Below are 20,300 nucleotides of genomic sequence, written 5' to 3'. Positions count from 1 at the left end.
TGTGCGGGCCCCGGGCCGTCTCCGGTGTCAGTACTCGCCGAGCCGCCGGTGCAGCACCTCGCGCGACTCCGCCGGGGTGAGGGCGCACGCCCCGAGCCGGTCGAGCATGTTCCGGTACTGCTCCACGATCTGCGGCTTCTGGGTGAACGTCGAATCGGTCAGATGCTCGATGTAGGCGGCGTCCTTCAGATCGCTCAGCGCGAAGCGCAGATACGTCACTCCTGTGCCGAGCCCGACCGCGGCCGACACATCCAGCGGGGCGATCTGGAGCGTGATCCGGGGGCGCTCGATCAGCGCCGCCAGATGTTCGAGCTGGGCCCGCATGACCTCCCGGCCGCCCACCGTCCGCATCAGCACGGACTCGTCGATCACCGCCCACAGATATGGCGCGTCCGGCTGGTCGAGATGGCTCTGCCGCTCCTGGCGCAGTTCGACCCGGCGCATCACATCGTGCGGCAGCAGCTGCCCGGGGCCCGCCTGGATCACCGCACGGGTGTACGCGGAGGTCTGCAACAGCCCCGGAACGTAGAAGGGTTCATAGGCGCGGATGCGCTCCGCCGCGCTCTCCAGGGCCACCAGCGGTGTGAAGAAGTCGGAGAGCACATCGCTGAACGAGCGCCACCAGTCCGGCCGGCGGGACTGGTCCACCAGCCGCAGGAACTCCTCGACGCGGTCCTCGCTGTCCACCCCGTACAGCTCCAGCAGTGCCAGGGCGTCGGCGCGCTTGCAGCCGTGGCGGCCCAGCTCGATCCGGCTGGTCTTCGAGCGGGAGAACCCCAGCCGGTCGTCGACGTCGGCGGGGTCCAGACCGGCGGCGAGGCGCAGTTCGCGCAGCTTGCCGCCGAGGATCAGCTTCAGGGCCGTCGGGTTCTGCTCCACCGCCCCCAAGGGCCGGAGGAACAACGACTCGCTCGGGTCGGTTGCTGCCATGCGGACACTCGGAAGATGTCAGTATCCACCACGGATCCGCCGCGGGCACGGACTCGACGGCCCTGAAATGCTTTTCAGCCAATAAGGGAATCAAAGTCGCCACTTCGTGCACCGGCCACAAACGCGGCTATCTCGTCCCGGGTGTAGACCAGGGCCGGTCCCTGCGGGTCGCGCGAGTTGCGCATGGCCACGCTCCCATCGGGCAGTTGGGCCAGTTCCACACAGTTTCCTGTGGCGTTGCTGTGACTGCTCTTTGTCCAGGCCGCAGGGGAGAGCGCACTTGCCCGCATGCCGTTGACGAAACGTTCCACTTCAGTGGCCCCTTGCTCTTCGTACGGGTGATCGTTCGCCATCAGACTGCCGTGAATGCAATCCCATCTGCAATCCCAGATGCAATTGCATTCTCACGGGAGAGTCGACCATACTCGTCGCACGGCGGCTCTCCCAGCGCTGAAGTCCGCATCTTCCAGGGGGACATGACCAGTGACGACCTACGCGTCGGCCTCATCGAGCACGAGCGTCAGGGGCGGTGCGGAACTCCGCCGTTCGGGTTCCCCCACGGACTGGCCGCTTGGATCGACCGAGGTGAGCGAGGCGTTGTGGGGGATGGGGCGCAGCCCTGTCCCGGCCGGCTTCGCGGCCTGCGCCCTCGACGGAAACCTCCGCAACGCCCCCCAGGCGCGCCGCTTCGTCGCGGCCACCCTCGACCGGTGGGCGCTGCCCGGCCTCGTCCCCGATGCCGCGCTGGTGGTGAGCGAGCTGGTCACCAACGCGGTCCAGCACGCGCTGGACCCGCTGAGGTCCGACCAGGGCGACTATCCGCTCTGGCTCGGCATCTTCCTCCACCCGGACGATGTCGTCTGCGCGGTCGCCGACCCCAGCTCCCGTCCGCCGCTGCCGCGCGAGGCCGAGTCCTGTGCCCTCGGCGGCCGGGGGCTCGCGCTGATCAGCGCGCTGAGCGAGAGCTGGTCCTGGTCCCTGACCCCGCCGAAGGGCAAGACGGTCTGGGCGATGCTCTCCCGCTCCGCGTCGAAGCGCTGACGCGAGCCGACCCCTCACCCGCGCACCCCGGGCCCGCTCAGTGGGATTCCTCTCCCTCCAGGAAGGTGCGGACGACCTCGATCTCCCCGATGCGCGAGGTGCTCACCCGCCGGGGATCGTCGCCCAGCACCACGAGATCCGCGCGCTTGCCCGCCGTCAGGGTCCCCGCGCTCTCCTCCCAGCGACAGGCGTACGCCGCGTCCACCGTGTACGCCCGCAGGGCCTCCTCGACCGTGATGCCCTCGGCGGGGCCGATCGTCCGGCCCGACAGCGAGGCCCGCTCCACCATGAACTGGATCGCCCGCAGCGGGGCCCCGTCGGCCACGGGCCGGTCCGAACTTCCCACCAGCCGCACGCCGCTGTCGAGGAAACCCCTGCCCCGGTAGAGCCAGGGCGCCCGCTCCGCGCCCATGATCGTCGCGTAGTCGTCGCCGAAATGCCGCAGAAAGGCGGGCTGGACGACCGCGATGGCCCCCGCGGCGGCGAAGCGCGGCAGCTGGTCCGGGCGTACGAGCCCCGCGTGCTCGATCCGGTGCCGGGCGTCGGGCCGGGGCCGGATCCGCTGGGCCCGCTCCAGGGCGTCCAGCGCCAGATCGACCGCGCGGTCGCCGATGGCGTGCACCGCGAGCTGCCATCCCGCGAGATGGCCCTCGACGATGATGTCCCGGAGCGGCCGGGCGGTCCGCTGGAGCCGGCCCGCGTCGTCCGTCCCCTCGTAGGGACGGCTCAGCGCGGCCGTCCGCGCCATCATGCCGCCGTCCGTGAACACCTTGAGCGCGCCGAGCGACAGCCGTCCGGAGCCGAAGCCCGTGCGCAGGCCGAGCCCGATGGCGTACGAGGTGGTGTCCCCGGGCGCGGCCGTGACCGGCGCGAGGGCGTCCGCCGCCACCATGAGCTGGAGCCGCAGCGGCAGCCTGCCCGTGTCGTGGGCGAGCTGGAAGGCCGCGCCCTCGATCGGGCTGTGGGCGAACAGCGCGCTGCCGCCCCCCGCCTCGGCGCAGGCCGTCACCCCCTCGGAGCGGCACACCCGGGCCGCGTCCTCCACCGCCCGTACCAGCTCGTCCGCCGAGTGCGGCGGGCGCAGCGCGCGGGCCCTGCCCATCGACTCCTCCGCGAGGAAGCCCTCCGTACGGATCCCGGCCGGCAGCAGATCCATGATCGCCGAGTTCACCACGCATCCGTGGCCGGAGATGTGCGCGAGGAACACCTTGCGGCCCCGGCCGACCGTGTCCAGCTCGGCGGCGGTCAGATGACGGCCGAGCGGTCGCTGGTCGTAGCCGGAGAGATCCACCCAGGCCCCGGGCGCGGCGGCGGCCACGGCGTCCGACACCACGGCCAGTACGTCCCCGGCCCGGTTGGACGGCGCGACGCTCGGGGCGCGCGACTTCAGCCCGGCCCACATCAGATGCACATGGCCGTCGATGAACCCCGGCAGCACCGTCGCGCCGTCGAGGTCGAGCACCCGCCGGGCGGGCAGCGCCGACACCTCCTCGTCGAGACCCGCGATCAGCCCCCGCCAGATGCCCAGCTCCCGGGCGCGCGGACGGGCGGGGTCCATCGTGACGACATCGGCGTTGACGATCCTGGTGCAGAGCACGGACGCATCCCTTCGCACAGGGCCGGGCACGGCCCGGGGCCGGACCGCTCGACGGGGTGGGAACCGGACCGGGGCGCGGAGCCTCTCAAGGAAGGTGAGACACACGGGAGGTGAAAACGCGTCAGAGATCCAGGAGTTTTGCCCCGGGGAGGCGGCACCGCCCGAGTGATGACTATACTTAGGTGAGGCTAACCTAAGAAGGTGTACGAGTGGATGAGCGGCTGGAGGCCCCCCTGAGCCGGCTGGACCTGTGGGCCGACGAAGTGATCGCGGGCCTCGACGCGAATGAGGACATCGACCGGTCCCTGCGCGGGGCCCTGCGCGGCGGAAAGCCGGATCTGCGCGAGGAGAACGCGGCGCGCCGCGCCGACGCGCTGCGGGCGGCGGCGCTCGGACTGAACCCGGCCGCCTGCGCCATGGCCGCGGGCGTCTCCGAGCGTCTGCTGCTCAACTGGCAGCGCGGGGACGACGCCTTCGCGGCGGCGATGACCGCCGCGCGGGAGATGGCCCGCACGGACGACGTCGCCCGCCCGGCCGACGCGCTCAACCCGGCCGCCCTGCGGGTGCTGCTCTCCGCCCTGCGCGGCGGCGCGCTGCACGCCCCCGCCGCAGCTCTGGTCGGCATGTCCGGACGGGCCCTGTACCGGCTGCGCCGGGAGAGCCCCGAGATCGCGGCCCTGGTGGCCGCCGCCCGGCGGGCCCGCCCGAAGAAGGCCGACCGGCGCCGGGGGGCGAAGTACGAGCAGCGCTACCGGCTGGTGAGGATGGAGGACGGAGCCGTCTCCCCGTCCGTCCCGGCCCGGCGCGGGCCGGAGGGGGAGCGGCCGGGGGTTGTCAGGGGCGGCCGGTGAGATAACCGCCCATGGTCCGGAAGTAGTCGGTGGCCGCGTGCTCGGTCCCGTCCTCCGTCCGCAGTCGCCTGATCACCAGTCCGGGGCGCTTCCCCGACCTGGCGTCCGCGCCGGCCACGATGACGATCCCGTCGTCCTCCCGGATGAAGATCCGCCCGGGGGTGCCGCCGTACGACTTCCGCGAGACCGCGGCGGAGACGATCCTCACGCGCTCCCCCCGGTGGTGGGTGAAGGCGTTGGGGTACGGGTCCGACTGCGCGCGCACCAGCCGCTCCAGATCCTCGGCCGGCCAGTTCCAGTCGATCCGGCTGTCCTCGATCGCGCGTTTGTGGAAGAAGGAGGCCCGGGAGCGGTCCTGCGGTGTCCAGACCGCCGTGCCGGCCTCGATCTGGTCCAGCGCGTCACGGACGATCGGGCCGATGAGGTCGACCGTCCGGTGGAAGAGGTCCGTCGCGGTGTCCTTCGGCCCCACCGGCACCGAGCGCTGCAAGACGACGTCGCCCATGTCCAGTTCGGCGTCCATGCGGTGCGCCGTGACCCCGACCTCCGGCTCTCCGTTGATCAGCGCCCAGATCAGCGGGGAGAAACCGGCGTACGTCGGGAGCAGTGAGTCGTGCACATTGAGCGTTCCGTGCGGGGGGAGATCGAAGATCTCCGGCGGCAGCCAGGTGCGCCAGTTGTTCGCCACGATGATGTCGGGCCTCGCCCCGGCCAGCGCGCGGAGCATTTCCTCGTCGCCGGGACGGTTGCGGAGAAGCACCGGGACGCCGTGCTTCTCGGCGAGGTCCGCCACCGAGTCGTCCCAGATCTTTTCGTACACATGGTCGCTCTTGGGGTGAGTCACGACAAGGACCACTTCGTGCTCGGAATCCAGCAGGGCCTGCAAAGTACGGTGGCCCCAGGTCTGATAGCCGAACATGACGACCCGCATGCGAATCCTCCTCAGGACATTGCAAGGTAAGGCTAACCTTATCTAACATATGCCTGCTGAGGGAGGCGATGACGCGGTGAATACACTGCACAGCGGTTCGGGCATCATCTACGACGTTCTGGGGATCGGCTTCGGACCGTCGAATCTGGCCCTGGCGATCGCGATCCAGGAGTACAACTCGCAGGTCTCGCAAGAAGATCGCATCCATGCCGGATTCCTGGAGAAACAACCAGGTTTCGGATGGCACCGCGGCATGCTCATCGACGACGCAACCATGCAGGTTTCTTTCCTCAAAGACCTTGTCACCATGCGCGATCCGACCAGCGACTTCAGTTTTCTCTGCTACTTGCGGGAGCGTGACCGCCTGGTCGACTTTCTCAATCAGAAGACGCTCTTCCCGCTCCGCATCGAGTTCCACGACTACTTCGAGTGGGCCGCCGCCCGGGTGAACACGCTGGTGGAGTACTCCTCGGAGGTCGTCTCGGTGAAGCCGGTGGCCGAGGACGGCGAGATCCGCTGGTTCGACGTGACCAGCCGGGACCCCGCCGGCGGGGGCGCTCCTGTGGTCCGCCGGGCCCGCAGCCTCTGCGTCGCCACGGGCATGGAACCGAGGCTGCCGCCCGGAACCGTGCTCTCCGACCGGGTCTGGCACACCAGCGAACTGATACCCAGGGTCGGCCAACTCGTCGACCGCGCCGTCCCGGTGCGCCGCGCGGTCGTCCTCGGCGCGGGCCAGAGCGCGGCGGAGGCGGTCGACTATCTGCACCGCAGCTTCCCCGACGCCGAGATCTGCTCGGTCTTCGCCAAGTACGGCTACACACCGGCCGACGACAGCCCCTTCGCCAACCGCATCTTCGACCCCGAGGCCGTCGACATCTACTACGGCGCACCGCGCGAGGTGAAGCGCTCCCTCTTCGACTACCACCGCTCCACCAACTACTCGGTGGTGGACATGGATCTGATCGAGGGGCTGTCGAGGACCATGTACCAGGAGAAGGTCCAGGGGCGGCAGCGGCTGCGGATGCTCAATGTCTCCCGTATCCGCGAGGTGTCGGCGGACTCCGCCCGCCTCGGCATCACGATCGAGTACCTGCCGACGGGGGAGCGGGAGGTGCTGGAGGCCGATCTGCTGGTCCATGCCACGGGCTACCAGCCGCAGGGCATCGGCGAACGGCTCGGCGAACTCGGCAAACTGTGCCTGCGCGACGACGAGGACGCGCTGATGGTCGGCCGTGACCACCGGGTGGAGACCGTCGCGCGGGTCACCTCCGACATCTACCTCCAGGGCGGCACCGAGCACACCCACGGCATCACCTCCACCCTGCTCTCGCACACCGCCGTGCGCGCGGGGGAGATCAGGGCGTCCCTCATCGCCCGCCGGACGGCGTCCGGCGCGGTCTGACCCCGCCGTCGGCACAGCACAGGACCGGGCCCGGCCGCTGGGATGCGGCCGGGCCCGGTGTCACGCGGTGGTGCGGATTCAGCGGCGGGAGTCGTCCACCAGGTGGTGCGGGGGAACGGTCACGGTGCGCGCGCCCTTCACGCCACCGAGAACGACCTTGCGGAGCGCCGAGTTGTTGCTCGTGCTGGTCTCCTTCAGGCGGTTCTCCGGGTTGGCCGTCACCTGGATGTAGTAGGTGCCGTTCGGCACGTCGGTGATGTCGAAGGACTGGTCCGGCGTCCCCTGCGTGTAGGTGTCGCCCGAGCCCACGTCCAGCTGCTGCTGGACGGAGATCGCGGTCTCCTGGCCGCAGGCCATCGACAGGTCGGTGCCGGTCGGGTGCCAGTTGGCGTTCTTCACGGTGTAGTCGACGGCGTCGGTGTTGGCGAGGCAGAACGCCTCCTTGCCCGAGCGCACCGCCTTCTTCTTGTCGGCGGTCAGCAGCTGGTAGCTGGCGAAGTCCGTGAAGTGCCAGTGGTCGTGGCCCTCACGCGGGTCCCACTCCATGGTGCCGGAGGGGGTGTAGCCGACCTGCTTGCCCTTGGTGTCGTAGAAGTACTGGTACGCGTCCATCAGCTCCTTGCCGGGAGCGCGGAAGCCCTCCACGATCAGCTTCGCCGGGCCCGCGTTCCACACATTGGCGCTGAAGGCCAGCTCGTCCCTGCCCGGTGCGCCCTGCTCCTTGCCGTCGGTGGTGATGATGTCGAAGGCGGGCAGCGAGCGCAGGTCGGGCTTGGGGACGTTCGGCACCTTCGGCTTGCCGGTCGGGCGCTTGGCGGCGGGCTTCCCGCCGGCCGCCTGGCGCGAACCGTCCGTCTGACCGGCCCGGTCGCCCAGGTTCGCCACGGTGCGGGCGCTCTTCTTCAGCGCCCAGGGCAGCGCCGGCGGGGCCGGCGGGTAGGGAGCGTGGCCCACGTTGTACGTGGGACCCGTGCCGCCCGTCGCCTCGGCCAGGGTCGGCGGGGCCTGCGCCGCGCCGTGCCCCGCGTGGCCGGCCGCGTGGTGGTCGTGCGCGCCGACCGCGGCGGAACGTCCCTGCGGGCCGCCCGGCTCCTCCTTGTACTCCTCCACTATCACCTTGACCGGCTTGGCCTTGCTGGTGATGCCGAAGAGCTCGCGGTACTTCTTCGCGACGGACACCTTGGCCGTGTAGGTCCCGGCCGCCAGCTGGACGCGCGGGCTGTTGTAGTGGCCCGAGTGGGTGTTGACCGCCCAGCCCTTCTCGACGCCCCACACCGAACCGACCGTGAAGGGGTTGGTCGGGCAGCTCTGCGGGAAGCGGGACTTGAGCGGGGCGTCATGGCTGATCCGCCCGGACGCGTTGTTCGGGCAGAAGCTCTGGCTGAGCTTGGTGACCGACTTGCCCGCCGCGTCGGTGATGCTCACATCGAGGAAGCCCGGAAGCCCCTGGAAGTCCTTGACCAGACCCTTCGGCAGGTTCTTGGTGATCTTCTTCTTGCCGTCGTGGACGATCTGCTGGACGGTGACGGGGTCCTTGTACGACTTGCGCGTCACCCGCAGCTCGAAGGGCGAGCCCTCGGAAGTGACATAGGTGCCGAGGTCCAGCCGGACACCGTTGTACTCCGGGTAGTCGGGGTCGTCCGGGTACTTGGTCACCGTGATCGACGAGGTCGCCGTGACGAGCGTGAGCTTCGGCGAGGGCTTCGCGGCCTTCTTGCCGTCCGGCGCGGCGGCGACGACTCCGGCTGTTACGGCGAGCGCGGCCGACGCGGCCAGGGTTGAACGCCAGAGACGGGTACGGGGAGTTCTGCTCATCGTTCCTCTGCTGATGCGAGTGCCTCAAGGGCAGGAGAGTGGGCGTCGGCGCACGGGCGGCCGGCCGGACGTATCAGCCCGACAGTGCCGATATCGCGTGATCTCGTGGCCTGTGCCGAAAGAGAGGGAGAGGGAACTCCGCTGGTTGTCTGGGGCCGGACAAGTTCTGAATACTTGGCCGGAATTCATCCTTGGGCAGGGGAACAGGTCATCAAATTGCATATGACCCTCATGAGGGCTTCATCTGTGATATGGCTGTGAATAGGGTGTGAGCCGGATCAGTCCGTCAGTCCCGGCGCGCCCCACACCGGAAACCAGCGCGAGAGATCGGCCTCCACCCGCAGATCGTCCGCCAGAAGCGACCTGAGCTGGATCTCCAGGGCGTTGTCCCGCCGCTCCACCGCCCCGGGAAGCGGTGCGAAGGGATAGAACGTGCCGCGTTTGTAGAGATAGACCAGCGCCAGCGCGCGATCCCCCGCCGTCTCGTGGAAGGCGACCAGGGAACACAGCAGCTGCGGCCCGAACCCCGCCTCCTGGAGCAGCGTGTTCACCGCGTGCAGATCATTGACCAGCGACGCGATGTCGTCCGCCGGACGGCGGACGAGCACCCAGGTGTAGCCGTAGCCGTCCTGGCTGAAGGCGACCGGAACGCCGCCGCCGCGCTCCGCCCCGGCGTCCAGCAGCTCCCGTACATCCGTCTCGATCCGGCCGAAGGCCCCGCCCTCCGCGGCGGCGAAACAGACCGACCCCGCCCCGGTGGGGGTGAAACCCGCCCCCGCCTCCAGTGCGACCGCCGCGCCGGGCAGCCCGAAGAGCCGGTCGAGATCGGGGCGCGCCGGCTTGCCGCGGCCGAGTATCGAATCGAGGAATCCCATGCCGACGCCGTCACGGACGAGCCAGCTGGGCCGAGATCCGGCTCAGCTGCTCCAGCCGCTGCTCCAGCGTGGGGTGGGAGGAGAACAGCCTGGCCAGGCTCTCCCGGGAGGAGAACGCGGGCGCGAACCAGAAGGCGTTGTACGGCTCCGCCCTGCGCAGATCGCGGGTCGGGATGCCCGCCATCTCCCCGGTGACCTTGGTCAGCGCGGAGGCGAGCGCCGAGGGCCGGCCGGTCAGCAGCGCGGCGGCCCGGTCGGCCGCCAGCTCGCGGTAGCGGGACAGCAGCCGGGTCAGCAGGAAGCTGATCGCGTACACGGCCGCGCTGATCAGCGGGATCAGCGCCACGGCGATCGCGGTGCCGCTGTCGCGCCCGGCCCGGCTGAGCCCTCCGTACAGCGTGATCCTGGTCATCAGCCCGGCGAGCACGCCGAGGAAGGAGGCGATCGTCATGACCGCCACGTCGCGGTGCGCGACATGGGACAGCTCATGGGCGAGGACGCCCTCCAGCTCCTTGGGCTCCAGCCGCCGCAGCAGTCCCGTGGTGGCGCAGACCAGGGCCGTCTTCTGGCTCCGCCCGGTGGCGAACGCGTTCGGCACATCACTGTCCGCGATGGCGACCCGGGGCTTGGGCATGTTCGCGAGGGCGCAGATGCGGTCCACCGCGCCGTGGAGTTCGGGCGCTTCCTCCGGGGTGACCTCGCGGGCCCCCATGCCGCGCGCGGCGATCTTGTCGCTGAACCAGAACTGGGCGACGAACAGCGCCCCCGAGATCAGCAGGATGATCGGCCACGCGCCGCGCAGCAGGGCGAGCAGAACGCCGACGAAGACGACGTAGAGCAGCCCGATCAGGAACATGGTGGTCACCATGCGGGTGGTGAGTCCCTGGTCCGGGGCGTAGCGGGACCGGGTCCGGCGGGCTGCCATCTGATCACCTTCCGGCAGAGCGTTTCGCTCCCCCCACCTTCGATTGTGCCCCTTGTCGCCGCTGTTCGGCGCGCGGTTCGCCGGGCCCCCGCCGGGCCTCCGGAGTGTCACTCCAGGTCCTGGCGTGGGCGCGCAGGGTGATCAGGCCCCGGCGGTGATCTTCGTCAGGAAGCCGTCGAGGTGGCCCATGGCGCGGGCGACCTTCTCGTCGAGGCTCAGGGACTCCTCGTACTGCCGGGGCCGCATCCAGGGCTGCCGCTTGCCGCGCAGATAGAGCGAGCAGGCGAGATCCGCGCAGAGGTACATGCCGACGGTGTTCCCCTCCCGGCCGCTCGGACCGGCGAGCGGCGCGACCATGAGGGCGACCCCCGAGGAGGCGTGCGCGGTGAGGCAGATCCCGCAGAGGCTGGACTTGACGGCGCTGGTGTTCCGGGTGCCGGGAACGCGCAGGGTGATGCCTGTGGGGCCGTCGGGCCGGGGGACGACCAGATGCGCCCGCAGCGGGGCTCCCGGGTCGATCCAGCCGACGAAGTCCAGGTCGGGCCAGGGAAGCTCGGCGAAGTCGAGGGGCAGCTTGAGCCGTTTCGCCTCGCCCTTCGAACAGTTCACGAAGGACGAGCGGATCTGTTTCTCGGTGAGCGGGTCCACTCGGTGGACCGTACACAGCGCGGTCGGTCCGGGCATCCGAATTTCCGGCCGCCGCCCCCGCCCGGGCGGCGGCCGGAGAGCGGCCGGATCAGACGTTGGGAACCTTCAGCCGGTCCCAGCTCTTCCTGCCCGGAACGCCGTCGGCGGCACTGCCCGTGTAACCGAGCTTGCGCTGCCAGGCGGCGTACGACGTGCGGTCGGCCTCGCTCCAGGACGGGCCCGGCCCCACTTGGTAACGACCGCATCCCTCTGCCACCAACCGTTTGCCCATCGCCGTGATGATCGCGCTCCGCTTCCCCGCCGTGAAGAACGCGGCCCCGGGGAACGGCTCGTACTTCGCCACCGGTTTCGCGGGTTTCGCGGGCTTGGCGGGCTTGGCGGGCTTCTCCGGGGACGTCGGCTTCCCCGCGTCCAGCCGTTCCTTGATCCGGGCCCGCATCGAGTCCATCGTGAACCCCCGGGGATCGATCTTCCCGGGCTGCCACTCCTTGTGACCGATCACCGACCGCTGCGACCAGCCGTGCTCACGGCAGATGGCCGCCGAGGCCTTCTCGATGGCCTCCAGCTGCGCGGCGGGCCAGGGGTCCTGGCCGTCGCCGAGATTCACACACTCGAATCCGTAGAAGTACCGATTGCCGTCGGTGTCGGCGTCGTCGTCCACCGGCAGCGCCGCCTCCGCGATCACGGCGCGCAGCACATCGCCGTCGCCCAGCCCCGCGTGGTTGGCTCGGCCGTGGCCGACCAGATAAACCGTGCCGTCCTTGGCTATGACCCCGTGGCAGAGCGGCCCCGGCAGGCTCGCGTGGCCGTTGTAACAGAGCTCCACCGAATTCTCGGTGCCCGAGGTGACGGTGTGGTGAATCATCACCCCGTGCGCCGGACCCCACGGCCCCTTGTGATTCCGGTTGTGTGTGCGCCAGCTCCGGTGCTCGACCACCCGCAGACCCTCGTCACGGAGGATCTTCACAAGTCTCGCAGCGGTGAGTGGTGTCGCCATGGGCGGTTCCCCTTCATCCCGATCTTCGGCCGGCCGTCGGGCCGTCCTTGATCGTTATGCCCCGTCTGGGGGGTCTGTGAACCGCTTTCCTCCTTGGCGTCGGCTTACGTATTCACAATCACCTCCGCACCTCTTTGTCTGTGTATCAACTGGCCCGCCCGTAACGGGAGTTGGCTCATTCCATGGCCCCGGACGCACCGCGCCCCCCGGGCGCGGCGGGATGCCGCTGCCCGGGGGGCGGGGTGGACGCGGGACGGGGGTGCGCGCGTCAGGGGTGGGGAAGGGAGTGTCAGACGGGGGTGCCGGGGAGGCGGACCGACTGGGCGTGGCGGAAGAAGTTGCTCGGGTCCCAGGTCGCCTTCGCCTGCCGCAGACGGGTGTGGTTGCCCTTGTAGTAGAGGTCGGCCCAGGTGGACGACGAGGTGTTCAGGGTCGCGTCGCCGAGGTCCTTGTCGGGGTAGTTGACGTAGCAGCCGTCGTTGTTGGCGTTCGGCACCGGGACGCCGCCGGTCGGCCCGTACATCTCCTTGTAGAAGTCGCGGATCCACTTCAGGTGGGGCGTCTGGTCGGCCGCGTCCGTCCAGTAGGTCTGGAACTGGAGCTTCATGATCGAGTCGCGCTGCGGTACGGCGGTGTCGCCGGGCTGCGCGGCGTTGACCTTGCAGCCGTAGGAGTCGACCTGCACCAGGGCGTCGCCGTTGCTGTACCCGGCGAGGGTGAGGTGCTTGTACATCATGTCGATCTGGTGGGGGGTGAAGGCCGTGCGGGAGTACGAGGACTTGTACTTGCCGCGCAGGGTGGGGTTGGCACCGCTCAGCCAGTCGGTGGCGATGTACCAGGGCAGCTTGCGCGGGGTGGAGAACTGCGGCATGGCCGAGTGCTCGCCCATCCGCGTCGTCACCGCTGTGGGAGTCACGCCCACGCCCGCGCTGATCGCGGCGAGGTAGTCGTTGAGCAGCCCCTGGGCGTTCGGGACATTGGCGTCCATCTGGGTGGTCAGGCCGATCTGACCGTTGGACATGTGCGTCAGCTTCAGCAGGCCGAACAGCGAGCTGTACGGGGAGTTCGGCGCGCTGTTCTGCTCGTGCCAGGTGCCCCAGTTCTGTACCAGCCGGGTGAATGAGGCGTAGTTCATCTGGGACCACTTGAAGCCCGTGGAGTGCACGAAGACCTCCGACGGCGGCTTGGGCAGCAGCTGGGTCGGGTCGGTGCCGGTCGCGCCGGGCGACCGCATCCAGTAGCGGGTGATCAGGCCGAAGTTACCGCCGCCCCCGCCCGTGTGGGCCCACCACAGCTCCTTCTCGGGGCCGGTGGAGTCACGGGTGGCGACCACCGTCCTGGCGGTGCCGTTCGCGTTCACCACGATGACCTCGACGCCGTAGAGGTGGTCGACGGTCAGACCGTGCAGCCGGGAGAGCAGGCCGTAGCCGCCGCCGGATATGTGGCCGCCGGCGCCCACGGCGTAGCAGGAGCCCGCCGGGATGGTGACGCCGTAGAGCTTGTAGAGGGTCTCGTAGATCTGGAGGTTGGAGGCTCCGGCCTCGATCGCGAAGGCGTTCTTGGAGGCGTCGAAGTAGACCTGGTTCATGCCCGACATGTCGACCACGACCTGGGTCTCACTGTTGAAGACGAAGTCCTCGTAACAGTGGCCGCCGCTGCGCACGGTGAGCCGCTTGTTGGCGTTGGCGGCCTCCTGTACGGCTCTCTGGGCCTGGGCGGTCGTCGTGACCAGGTGGACCTTCTCGGGCGTCGCCGACCAGCGCTGGTTGGTGCCGCGCACCAGGTCGGGGAAGCGGCTGTCGGTCGGGGTGACGGTGATCAGATCGGTCGTCACATTGTTCGCGACCGCCGCGCCGGACCGGGGGGCCGCCTGGGCGCTCGCGGGAAGGCCCGCCGCCAGGGCCGCTCCTCCGGCGACGGCGGCGGCGCCGGTGATGACGTTTCTGCGTCCGACGTTGCGGTCCGGGTTCGTCTTGCTCATGGCCACACTCCCCTAAATGGGTCTCTTCGCAAAGAAAGCTGAAGAAGGCGGAGAAAAGCTGATCGATCATCGATCGTAATAAGAGTAGACAGGTGTGACTGGGGTGACGCAATACCTGGATCGATAAAACTGTCCGAACTGCCGTTGAAATTACCTTTGGTTGCACCATGCGCAACTAGTCCGTTTGTCAAAGCAATGCCGATATAGGCGTGTCGCAGGTCAACCGGATCAATTTCCATGGTGTTTGCACATGGTGAAACGCCGTCGGCCCGGGTGCGCCCCGACGGGCGCACCCGGGCCGACGGCCAGGTGTGTGTGGTTCGGGCGGGGCGCGAGCGGCCCCGCCGGGTTGATGGATCAGGTCACCCCAGGACGCGTACCGGATCCCCGGCGAGGTACGCCTCGATGTCCTCGACCGCCTGCCCGAAGTAGCCCTCGTAATTGCGCCGGGTCACATACCCCAGATGCGGCAGGCCGAGGAAGTTGGGCGCCGAGCGCAGCGGGTCCGCCGGGGCCAGCGGCTCGGTCTCGAAGACATCGGCCCCCGCCCCCGCGATCCATCCCTCGCGCAGGGCCCTGAGCAGCGCGTCCTGATCGACGATCGCCGCCCGTGAGGTGTTGACCAGATACGCGGTCGGACGCATCCGCCGCAGTTCCGCCTCCCCGATGAGCCCTCGGGTCCGGGGGCCGAGCACCAGATGCACGGAGACGAAGTCGCTGCTCTCCAGCAGCTCCTCCTTCGACCCCAGGGCGATCGCCCCGGATTCGGCGGCCCGCTCCGGGGTGAGACTGGAGCTCCACGCCGCGACCTCCATCCCGAAGGCCCCGCCGATCCTGGCCATCTGGCGGCCGATCTTCCCCAGGCCCAGCAGCCCGAGCCGCCGGCCGTGGAGATCGGTCCCCAGGGTCTGCTGCCAGGGGCCGCCCGCGCGCAGCGCGCTGTTCTCGGTCACCAGATGGCGCGCGAGCCCCAGGATCAGCGCCCAGGTCAGCTCGGCCGGCGGCTCGGGGCTGCTGGCGGTCCCGCAGACGGTGACCCCGTGGCGTGCCGCCGCCGCCAGGTCGATGGCGGCGTTGCGCATCCCGGAGGTGATCAGCAGGCGCAGCCGGGGCAGCCGGGCGAAGAGTTCGGCCGGGAAGGGGGTGCGCTCCCGCATCGCCACCACGATCTCGCAGTGGCCGACGGCGTCGACGAGCGCGTCCTCGGACCCGAAGTGGCCGGAGAGGAAGGACACCTCCACCCCGGGCCCCAGCCTTCCCCAGTCGGCCAGGTCACGGGCGACGCCCTGGTAGTCGTCCAGTACGGCACAGTTCAGCATCGGCACGGCGGCGGCCCTCCACGATCACTCGGATGGCGGGGAGCCTAGTTCGTGTCTTCGGGTTTCGTCTGTCCGCCGTGCCTCCCCCAGCTGCCGCTGGGGGTCCCCCCGGGCACGCACTCCCCCTGGGCCCTCGGCCCGGGGGGACCCCCACTACGGGAGGACGGCGCCACCCGGGACGACCCCGTACCCGGCCCGATCACGTCCTGGGCGACAAGGGCTACAGCTCAAGAGCGATCCGCGCCCGGCTCCGCCACCGCGGCATCCCGCACACGGTCCCCGAGCGGGCTGACCAGGCCGGCAACCGGGCCAGGCGAGGCAGCCACGGAGGCCGCCCGCCGGCCTTCGACTGCGAGGTCTGCAAGCGCCGCAATGTGGTGGAACGGTGCTTCAACCGCTTGAAGCAGTGGCGTGGCATCGCCCCCCGCTACGACAAGACCGCCCAGTCCTACGAAGCAGTCGTCACCCTCGCATCACTTCTGATGCGGGCGTGACATTTGACGACAGAACCCAGGCCCGACATGTGAGCCGGCATGCCAGGGGCGCCCGGCTCACACGTCGGGCACCCCTGGCGTGCCGGACCGATCCGCACACAGCGCGACGGCCCGCCGGGACTCGCCCGGCGGGCCGTCGCGCTGTGTGCGGGGTGGAGGCGCCGGGTCGCTCCGGGCCGCGGGCCGTGTCGAACAGTGGCCGATCCCGCTCCTCCGCGCCTCCACGGAGGCGACACGGCCGGAATGACGGCTACGACAGCGGGAGCGCCGCTTCGGTCGCCCGGCCGAGCGGATTCGCCGGGGCCTCGGAAGGGTGAGGGTAGGCAGCCGACCGGTGCTGGAAGGAGAGGATCTTGGGATTCTGGACGACGCCGTCGCGGATCTCGATGGCCTTGCGGATCGTGACGTCGCTGTCCCAAGCCTCGGGGCCGCTCATGACCGTGCGCAGATAGGGAAGGAGCGCCTCACTGTTCTCCCAGGTGGCGGAGTTCCACAGATGAGACGGGCTGTGATCCACCGCGTAGTAGTGGCAGCCCTGTCCGACCGGGAACATGGGCTCGCCGAAGGTGGTCGGGCGGGCCCATTCGAAGCCCATGCCCTCGTCGCAGGCGACGTCGATGAAGAAGGTTCCCGGCCGGAAGAGCGCGAGATCCTCATTGGTGGCGAACATCAGCGGCGCATCGGTGTCCTGGAGTACGCAGTTGACGATGATGTCGAATCCGGCGAGGTATTCCACCAACGGCATGGAACCGCCCGCGGCGAAGGCCTGGAGGCGGGTGGGGTCGTCCTCCCGCTCCGCGAAGTGGCCCATCACGACCGAGGGCATCGGCGAGGCCACCGCCGCGGCGGCGCGCTGGGTGAGCACCGTGACATCGGACACCCCCATGGCGCCCAGGCCTGTGACCGCTCCGCGCGCCGTGGCGCCGAAGCTGATGACCACCGCGCGCAGCCGGCGGCCGTAGCTGCCGGTCAGTCCGCCGAGCTGGAGGGCCTGCAGCACCGAGCAGTAGCCGGCGAGCTCGTTGTTCTTGTGGAACACATGGACGCTAAAGGCACCCGTGGAGGTCCAGTGGTTCATGGCCTCCCAGGCGATCAGGGTCAGCCGTCGGTCGATGCCGATCTGGGTCGTCTTCTCATCCTGCACGCAGTGCGGCCATCCCCACAGCACCTGGCCCTCGCGCAGCTCGGCGATGTCGTCGTGCATCGGTTTCGGCAGCACCAGGATGTCGCACTCGGCGAGGAGCCGCTCGCGGGAGCGCAGGCCGCCCACGAGTGGTCGCAGCGCATCGTCCGCGACGCCGAAGCGTTGGCCGTAGCCCTGTTCGAGGAAGATTCTCTCGCGTACGTCCGGGGCGATCCGGCCGAGATGGTGCGGGTGCAGCGGCAACCGGAACTCGTTCTCCTTGCGAGAGGAGGCGATCACTCCGAGACTCATCAGGCTCATGTTGGGGCGGCTCATTTCCGGCCGGACGCGATGCGCTCCGGCATTGCCGTTCCCCGAGGGCGACGCCGAAGCGGATGACGGCGTGCGAGGTGCGCTCGGTACCGCCACGGTACTCCCGATACCGGCCGCGGAACGCCGACCGCTCATCTGAGCTTGAAGCCATTCCCTCGGGGACGCCGGGTTCGGCGCGGGCTCCGACTTGGACTGACCGTAGGCGGCCACGGGGGCGTACGCGCGCCGGTCAGGTCCAGGTCGTCGAAGTGAATGGTGGGGTTGCCGATCCGGTGGGCACCGGACGAGCGGGTCGCCACACGGTGGATGAGTGAGTGAGGGGACCCCCACTCGGGCGGACGACGCTACTTTGAAGACACTCCCCAGGGGCGCCGCCGGAGAGCTACCACCACTTCTGATGGCCCTTCCCGTTGCAGTCCCACTGGAAGGCGCCCACCCCGTTCCCCTTCCCTCCCCCGTAGATCTCCAGGCACTTGCCCGAGTGGTGGTTGGTGATGGTCCAGGTGCCGTCGCCGTTGGGGTTGATGCGCCACTTCTGCCAGTCGACCCCGCTGCACTCCCGCTGCGCGACGCCGACCCCGTTGCCCAGGCCGCCGCCGCGGACCTCTATGCACTTGTTGGAGTTGACGTTTCTGATCTCGGTCGGAGCGCCGCCCTTGGTGTTCAGCCACAGCTGGTTGGATCCGCCGTTGCAGTCCCACTGGAAGGCGCCCACGCCGTCGGCCGTGCCGCTGCCGTAGATCTCCAGACACTTGCCCGAGTTCTGGTTGACCCAGATCTGCGGGGTGTTCCGGGGGCCCGGGCGGTCGGCCTCCGCCGCCGTGGCCGCGGGGGCCGACGCCGCCGCGACGAGGAGTGCGGTCGCCGCCAGTGCCTTGAGGTGGTTCATGCCGCGAAGGTTCATGTCCGCTCCCTGGTTGGTCGAGTGGGCGGATCCTGCCCCTCCCGCACCCCCGATCACTCGTTCACCAGACGAACCGTCCGAAAGCACCGGTTCATGGCTGAGGGCGACTTCTTGACGGGGGAGGGCGGGGAGAGCCCTCTCTTCCGTCCTTGACCTCAAGTTTGGTTGGGGTTTTAGCGTTCTGTTCACACACTCTCGGGAGGCACTCTCATGGACATGGAAGTCACCGCGTGGTCGTCGCTGCACAGCGCGATGAACGCCCAGCAGGACCGGCGGCCCTTCTCCCGGGCCACGCTGCGCCGGATCGCCTCCTTCGCCCGCCCGCACCGCCGGCAGCTCAACCGCTTTCTGCTGCTCAGCACCGTCACCGCGCTGCTCGCGGTCGCCACCCCGGTACTCGCGGGCAAGATCGTCGACGAGATCGTCCGGGGCGGGGACCCCGGCACCGTCACCCGGCTCGCGCTGCTGATCGCCGTCATCGCCGTCGCCGAGGCGGCCCTCGGGCTGCTCACCCGCTGGCTGTCCGCGACGCTCGGCGAGGGGCTGATCCTCGATCTCCGCACCTCGGTCTTCGACCATGTCCAGCGCATGCCGGTCGCCTTCTTCACCCGCACCCGCACCGGAGCGCTCGTCAGCAGGCTCAACAACGACGTGCTCGGAGCCCAGCGGGCCTTCAGCAACACCCTCTCCGGCGTGGTCTCCAACCTCGTCACCCTGCTGCTCACCCTCGTCGTGATGCTCGGCATCTCCTGGCAGATCACCCTCCTCGCCCTCGCCCTGCTGCCCGTGTTCGTCGTCCCCGCCCGCCGGATGGGATCCCGCATGGCCGCGATGCAGCGCGAGGCGGCCCGCCACGACGCCGCCATGGGCACCCAGATGACCGAGCGCTTCTCCGCCCCCGGCGCGACCCTCGTCAAGCTCTTCGGGCGGCCCGCCGACGAGTCCGCCGAATTCGCCGCCCGCGCCCGCCGGGTGCGTGACATCGGCGTCCGCACCGCCATGGCGCAGTCCGCCTTCATCACCGCGCTCACCCTCGTCTCGGCGCTGGCGCTCGCCCTGGTCTACGGACTCGGCGGCCACTTCGCCCGGAACGGCGGCCTCGAAGCCGGAGCCGTCGTCGCCCTCGCCCTGCTCCTCACCCGCCTCTACGCCCCGCTGACCGCGCTGGCCGGCGCCCGCGTCGAGGTGATGAGCGCGCTGGTGAGCTTCGAGCGGGTCTTCGAGATCCTCGACCTGAAGCCGCTGATCGCCGAGAAGCCGGACGCCCGGCGCGTACCGGACGGACCGGTCTCCGTGGAGTTCGACGGAGTCTCCTTCGCCTACCCCACCGCCGACAAGGTCTCCCTCGCCTCCCTCGAAGACGTCGCGGCCCTCGACTCGCGAGGCGGCGCGACCGTACTCGACGGCATCTCCTTCCGGGCCGAGCCCGGCCGGATGGTCGCCCTCGTCGGCTCCTCCGGCGCGGGCAAGTCCACCATCGCGCAGCTCCTGCCCCGGCTCTACGACGCCGACGCGGGCTCGGTACGGCTGGGCGGCGTCGACGTCCGCGACCTGAGCGCCGACTCGATCCGCGAGACCCTCGGCATGGTCACCCAGGACGGCCACCTCTTCCATGAGTCGGTCCGCGCCAATCTGCTGCTCGCCAGGCCCGAGGCCACCGAGGAAGACCTCTGGGACGCACTGCGCCGCTCCCGCCTCGACACTCTGATCGCCGAACTGCCCGAAGGCCTCGACACCGTCGTCGGCGAGCGCGGCTACCGGCTCTCCGGCGGCGAACGGCAGCGGCTCACCATCGCCCGGCTGCTCCTGGCCCGCCAGCGGGTCGTCATCCTCGACGAGGCGACCGCCCACCTCGACTCCACCTCCGAGTCGGAGGTCCAGGAAGCGCTGGGCGAGGCGCTGGAGGGCCGGACCGCCGTGGTCATCGCCCACCGGCTGTCGACCGTACGGGCCGCCGACCTCATCCTCGTCATCGAGGAGGGCAGGGTCGTCGAACGCGGAACCCACACCGAACTGCTCGCCGCCGGGGGCCGGTACGAGGAGCTGTACCGCACCCAGTTCGAGCGTCCGGAGGCGGAGCGGGCCGGTGTCCCCGCCTGAACCGCGCTCCCCGCGCACGAGAGCGGGCCCCGGC

General features: G+C 69.9%; 17 protein-coding genes and 1 pseudogene. 5 read left to right on the top strand and 13 right to left on the bottom strand.

Annotated features, from left to right (window positions below; translation table 11 throughout):
• Positions 1-27 precede the first annotated feature (27 nt).
• Both ABD371_RS21765 and ABD371_RS21760 read right to left on the bottom strand, forming a co-directional pair.
• Positions 28-930 (bottom strand): helix-turn-helix domain-containing protein, encoded by a 903-nt coding sequence (locus ABD371_RS21765; RefSeq protein WP_344479343.1) that lies wholly within the window; start codon positions 928-930, stop codon positions 28-30.
• 74 nt (positions 931-1,004) lie between these two features.
• Positions 1,005-1,283 (bottom strand): DUF397 domain-containing protein, encoded by a 279-nt coding sequence (locus tag ABD371_RS21760; RefSeq protein WP_190122925.1) that lies wholly within the window; start codon positions 1,281-1,283, stop codon positions 1,005-1,007.
• A 253-nt stretch (positions 1,284-1,536) separates the two neighbouring features.
• Between ABD371_RS21760 and ABD371_RS21755 the strand changes: the two genes are divergently transcribed.
• Positions 1,537-1,971 carry an ATP-binding protein gene (locus tag ABD371_RS21755; protein WP_344479341.1) on the top strand — a complete coding sequence of 145 codons (435 nt, stop codon included), beginning with the start codon at positions 1,537-1,539 and terminating at the stop codon, positions 1,969-1,971.
• 37 nt (positions 1,972-2,008) lie between these two features.
• Here ABD371_RS21755 and ABD371_RS21750 read toward each other — a convergent pair whose 3' ends face one another.
• Positions 2,009-3,568, bottom strand: a complete 1,560-nt coding sequence (locus ABD371_RS21750; protein WP_344479339.1) for an amidohydrolase — start codon at positions 3,566-3,568, stop codon at positions 2,009-2,011.
• Positions 3,569-3,777: 209 nt separating this feature from the next.
• On the opposite strand from ABD371_RS21750, the gene ABD371_RS21745 reads away from it, so the two are divergent.
• A complete protein-coding gene (locus tag ABD371_RS21745) occupies positions 3,778-4,419 on the top strand; it encodes a hypothetical protein (RefSeq protein ID WP_344479337.1) in 642 nt (213 codons plus the stop codon).
• Here the strand turns inward: ABD371_RS21745 and ABD371_RS21740 are convergent.
• Positions 4,403-5,350, bottom strand: a complete 948-nt coding sequence (locus ABD371_RS21740; RefSeq protein ID WP_344479335.1) for a methionyl-tRNA formyltransferase — start codon at positions 5,348-5,350, stop codon at positions 4,403-4,405. The two genes, ABD371_RS21745 and ABD371_RS21740, sit on opposite strands and share 17 nt — an antisense overlap.
• A 76-nt stretch (positions 5,351-5,426) precedes the next feature.
• On the opposite strand from ABD371_RS21740, the gene ABD371_RS21735 reads away from it, so the two are divergent.
• Positions 5,427-6,752 (top strand): lysine N(6)-hydroxylase/L-ornithine N(5)-oxygenase family protein, encoded by a 1,326-nt coding sequence (locus ABD371_RS21735; RefSeq protein ID WP_344479333.1) that lies wholly within the window; start codon positions 5,427-5,429, stop codon positions 6,750-6,752.
• Positions 6,753-6,830: 78 nt separating this feature from the next.
• Here the strand turns inward: ABD371_RS21735 and ABD371_RS21730 are convergent, their stop codons facing one another.
• From ABD371_RS21730 to ABD371_RS21700, 7 genes are all read right to left on the bottom strand, one after another.
• Positions 6,831-8,567, bottom strand: coding sequence for a lysyl oxidase family protein (locus ABD371_RS21730; RefSeq protein ID WP_344479331.1), 1,737 nt, complete (start codon positions 8,565-8,567; stop codon positions 6,831-6,833).
• A 278-nt stretch (positions 8,568-8,845) separates the two neighbouring features.
• Positions 8,846-9,442: a PspA-associated protein PspAB gene (gene pspAB / locus ABD371_RS21725; protein WP_344479329.1), complete on the bottom strand. Its 597-nt coding sequence runs from the start codon at positions 9,440-9,442 to the stop codon at positions 8,846-8,848.
• Positions 9,443-9,452: 10 nt separating this feature from the next.
• Positions 9,453-10,367: a zinc metalloprotease HtpX gene (gene htpX, locus ABD371_RS21720; protein WP_344479328.1), complete on the bottom strand. Its 915-nt coding sequence runs from the start codon at positions 10,365-10,367 to the stop codon at positions 9,453-9,455.
• A 141-nt stretch (positions 10,368-10,508) separates the two neighbouring features.
• Positions 10,509-11,015, bottom strand: coding sequence for an FBP domain-containing protein (locus tag ABD371_RS21715; RefSeq protein WP_344479326.1), 507 nt, complete (start codon positions 11,013-11,015; stop codon positions 10,509-10,511).
• An 88-nt stretch (positions 11,016-11,103) separates the two neighbouring features.
• Positions 11,104-12,012, bottom strand: coding sequence for a peptidoglycan-binding protein (locus ABD371_RS21710; protein WP_344479325.1), 909 nt, complete (start codon positions 12,010-12,012; stop codon positions 11,104-11,106).
• A 289-nt stretch (positions 12,013-12,301) separates the two neighbouring features.
• Positions 12,302-13,993 (bottom strand): FAD-binding oxidoreductase, encoded by a 1,692-nt coding sequence (locus tag ABD371_RS21705; RefSeq protein ID WP_344479322.1) that lies wholly within the window; start codon positions 13,991-13,993, stop codon positions 12,302-12,304.
• A gap of 362 nt (positions 13,994-14,355) precedes the next feature.
• On the bottom strand, positions 14,356-15,312 hold the full coding sequence (locus tag ABD371_RS21700; RefSeq protein WP_344479638.1) for a D-2-hydroxyacid dehydrogenase family protein: 957 nt from the start codon (positions 15,310-15,312) through the stop codon (positions 14,356-14,358).
• 176 nt (positions 15,313-15,488) lie between these two features.
• Here ABD371_RS21700 and ABD371_RS21695 point away from each other — a divergent pair.
• Positions 15,489-15,806, top strand: a pseudogene (locus ABD371_RS21695) (transposase); the annotation flags it as partial.
• Between the two features lie 250 nt (positions 15,807-16,056).
• Here ABD371_RS21695 and ABD371_RS21690 read toward each other — a convergent pair.
• Together ABD371_RS21690 and ABD371_RS21685 are read right to left on the bottom strand one after the other, a co-directional pair.
• Complete coding sequence (locus tag ABD371_RS21690) at positions 16,057-17,250, bottom strand: N(5)-(carboxyethyl)ornithine synthase (protein WP_344479321.1); 1,194 nt, start codon at positions 17,248-17,250, stop codon at positions 16,057-16,059.
• A gap of 394 nt (positions 17,251-17,644) precedes the next feature.
• Positions 17,645-18,166, bottom strand: coding sequence for an RICIN domain-containing protein (locus tag ABD371_RS21685; protein ID WP_344479319.1), 522 nt, complete (start codon positions 18,164-18,166; stop codon positions 17,645-17,647).
• A gap of 210 nt (positions 18,167-18,376) precedes the next feature.
• On the opposite strand from ABD371_RS21685, the gene ABD371_RS21680 reads away from it, so the two are divergent.
• Complete coding sequence (locus ABD371_RS21680; RefSeq protein ID WP_344479318.1) at positions 18,377-20,266, top strand: ABC transporter ATP-binding protein; 1,890 nt, start codon at positions 18,377-18,379, stop codon at positions 20,264-20,266.
• Positions 20,267-20,300 lie beyond the last annotated feature (34 nt).

The organism is Streptomyces amakusaensis (assembly GCF_039532665.1).
Lineage (GTDB): Bacteria > Actinomycetota > Actinomycetes > Streptomycetales > Streptomycetaceae > Streptomyces > Streptomyces amakusaensis.
Note: the sequence above shows the minus strand (reverse complement) of the source record. Positions and strands in the feature narration are given on the sequence as shown.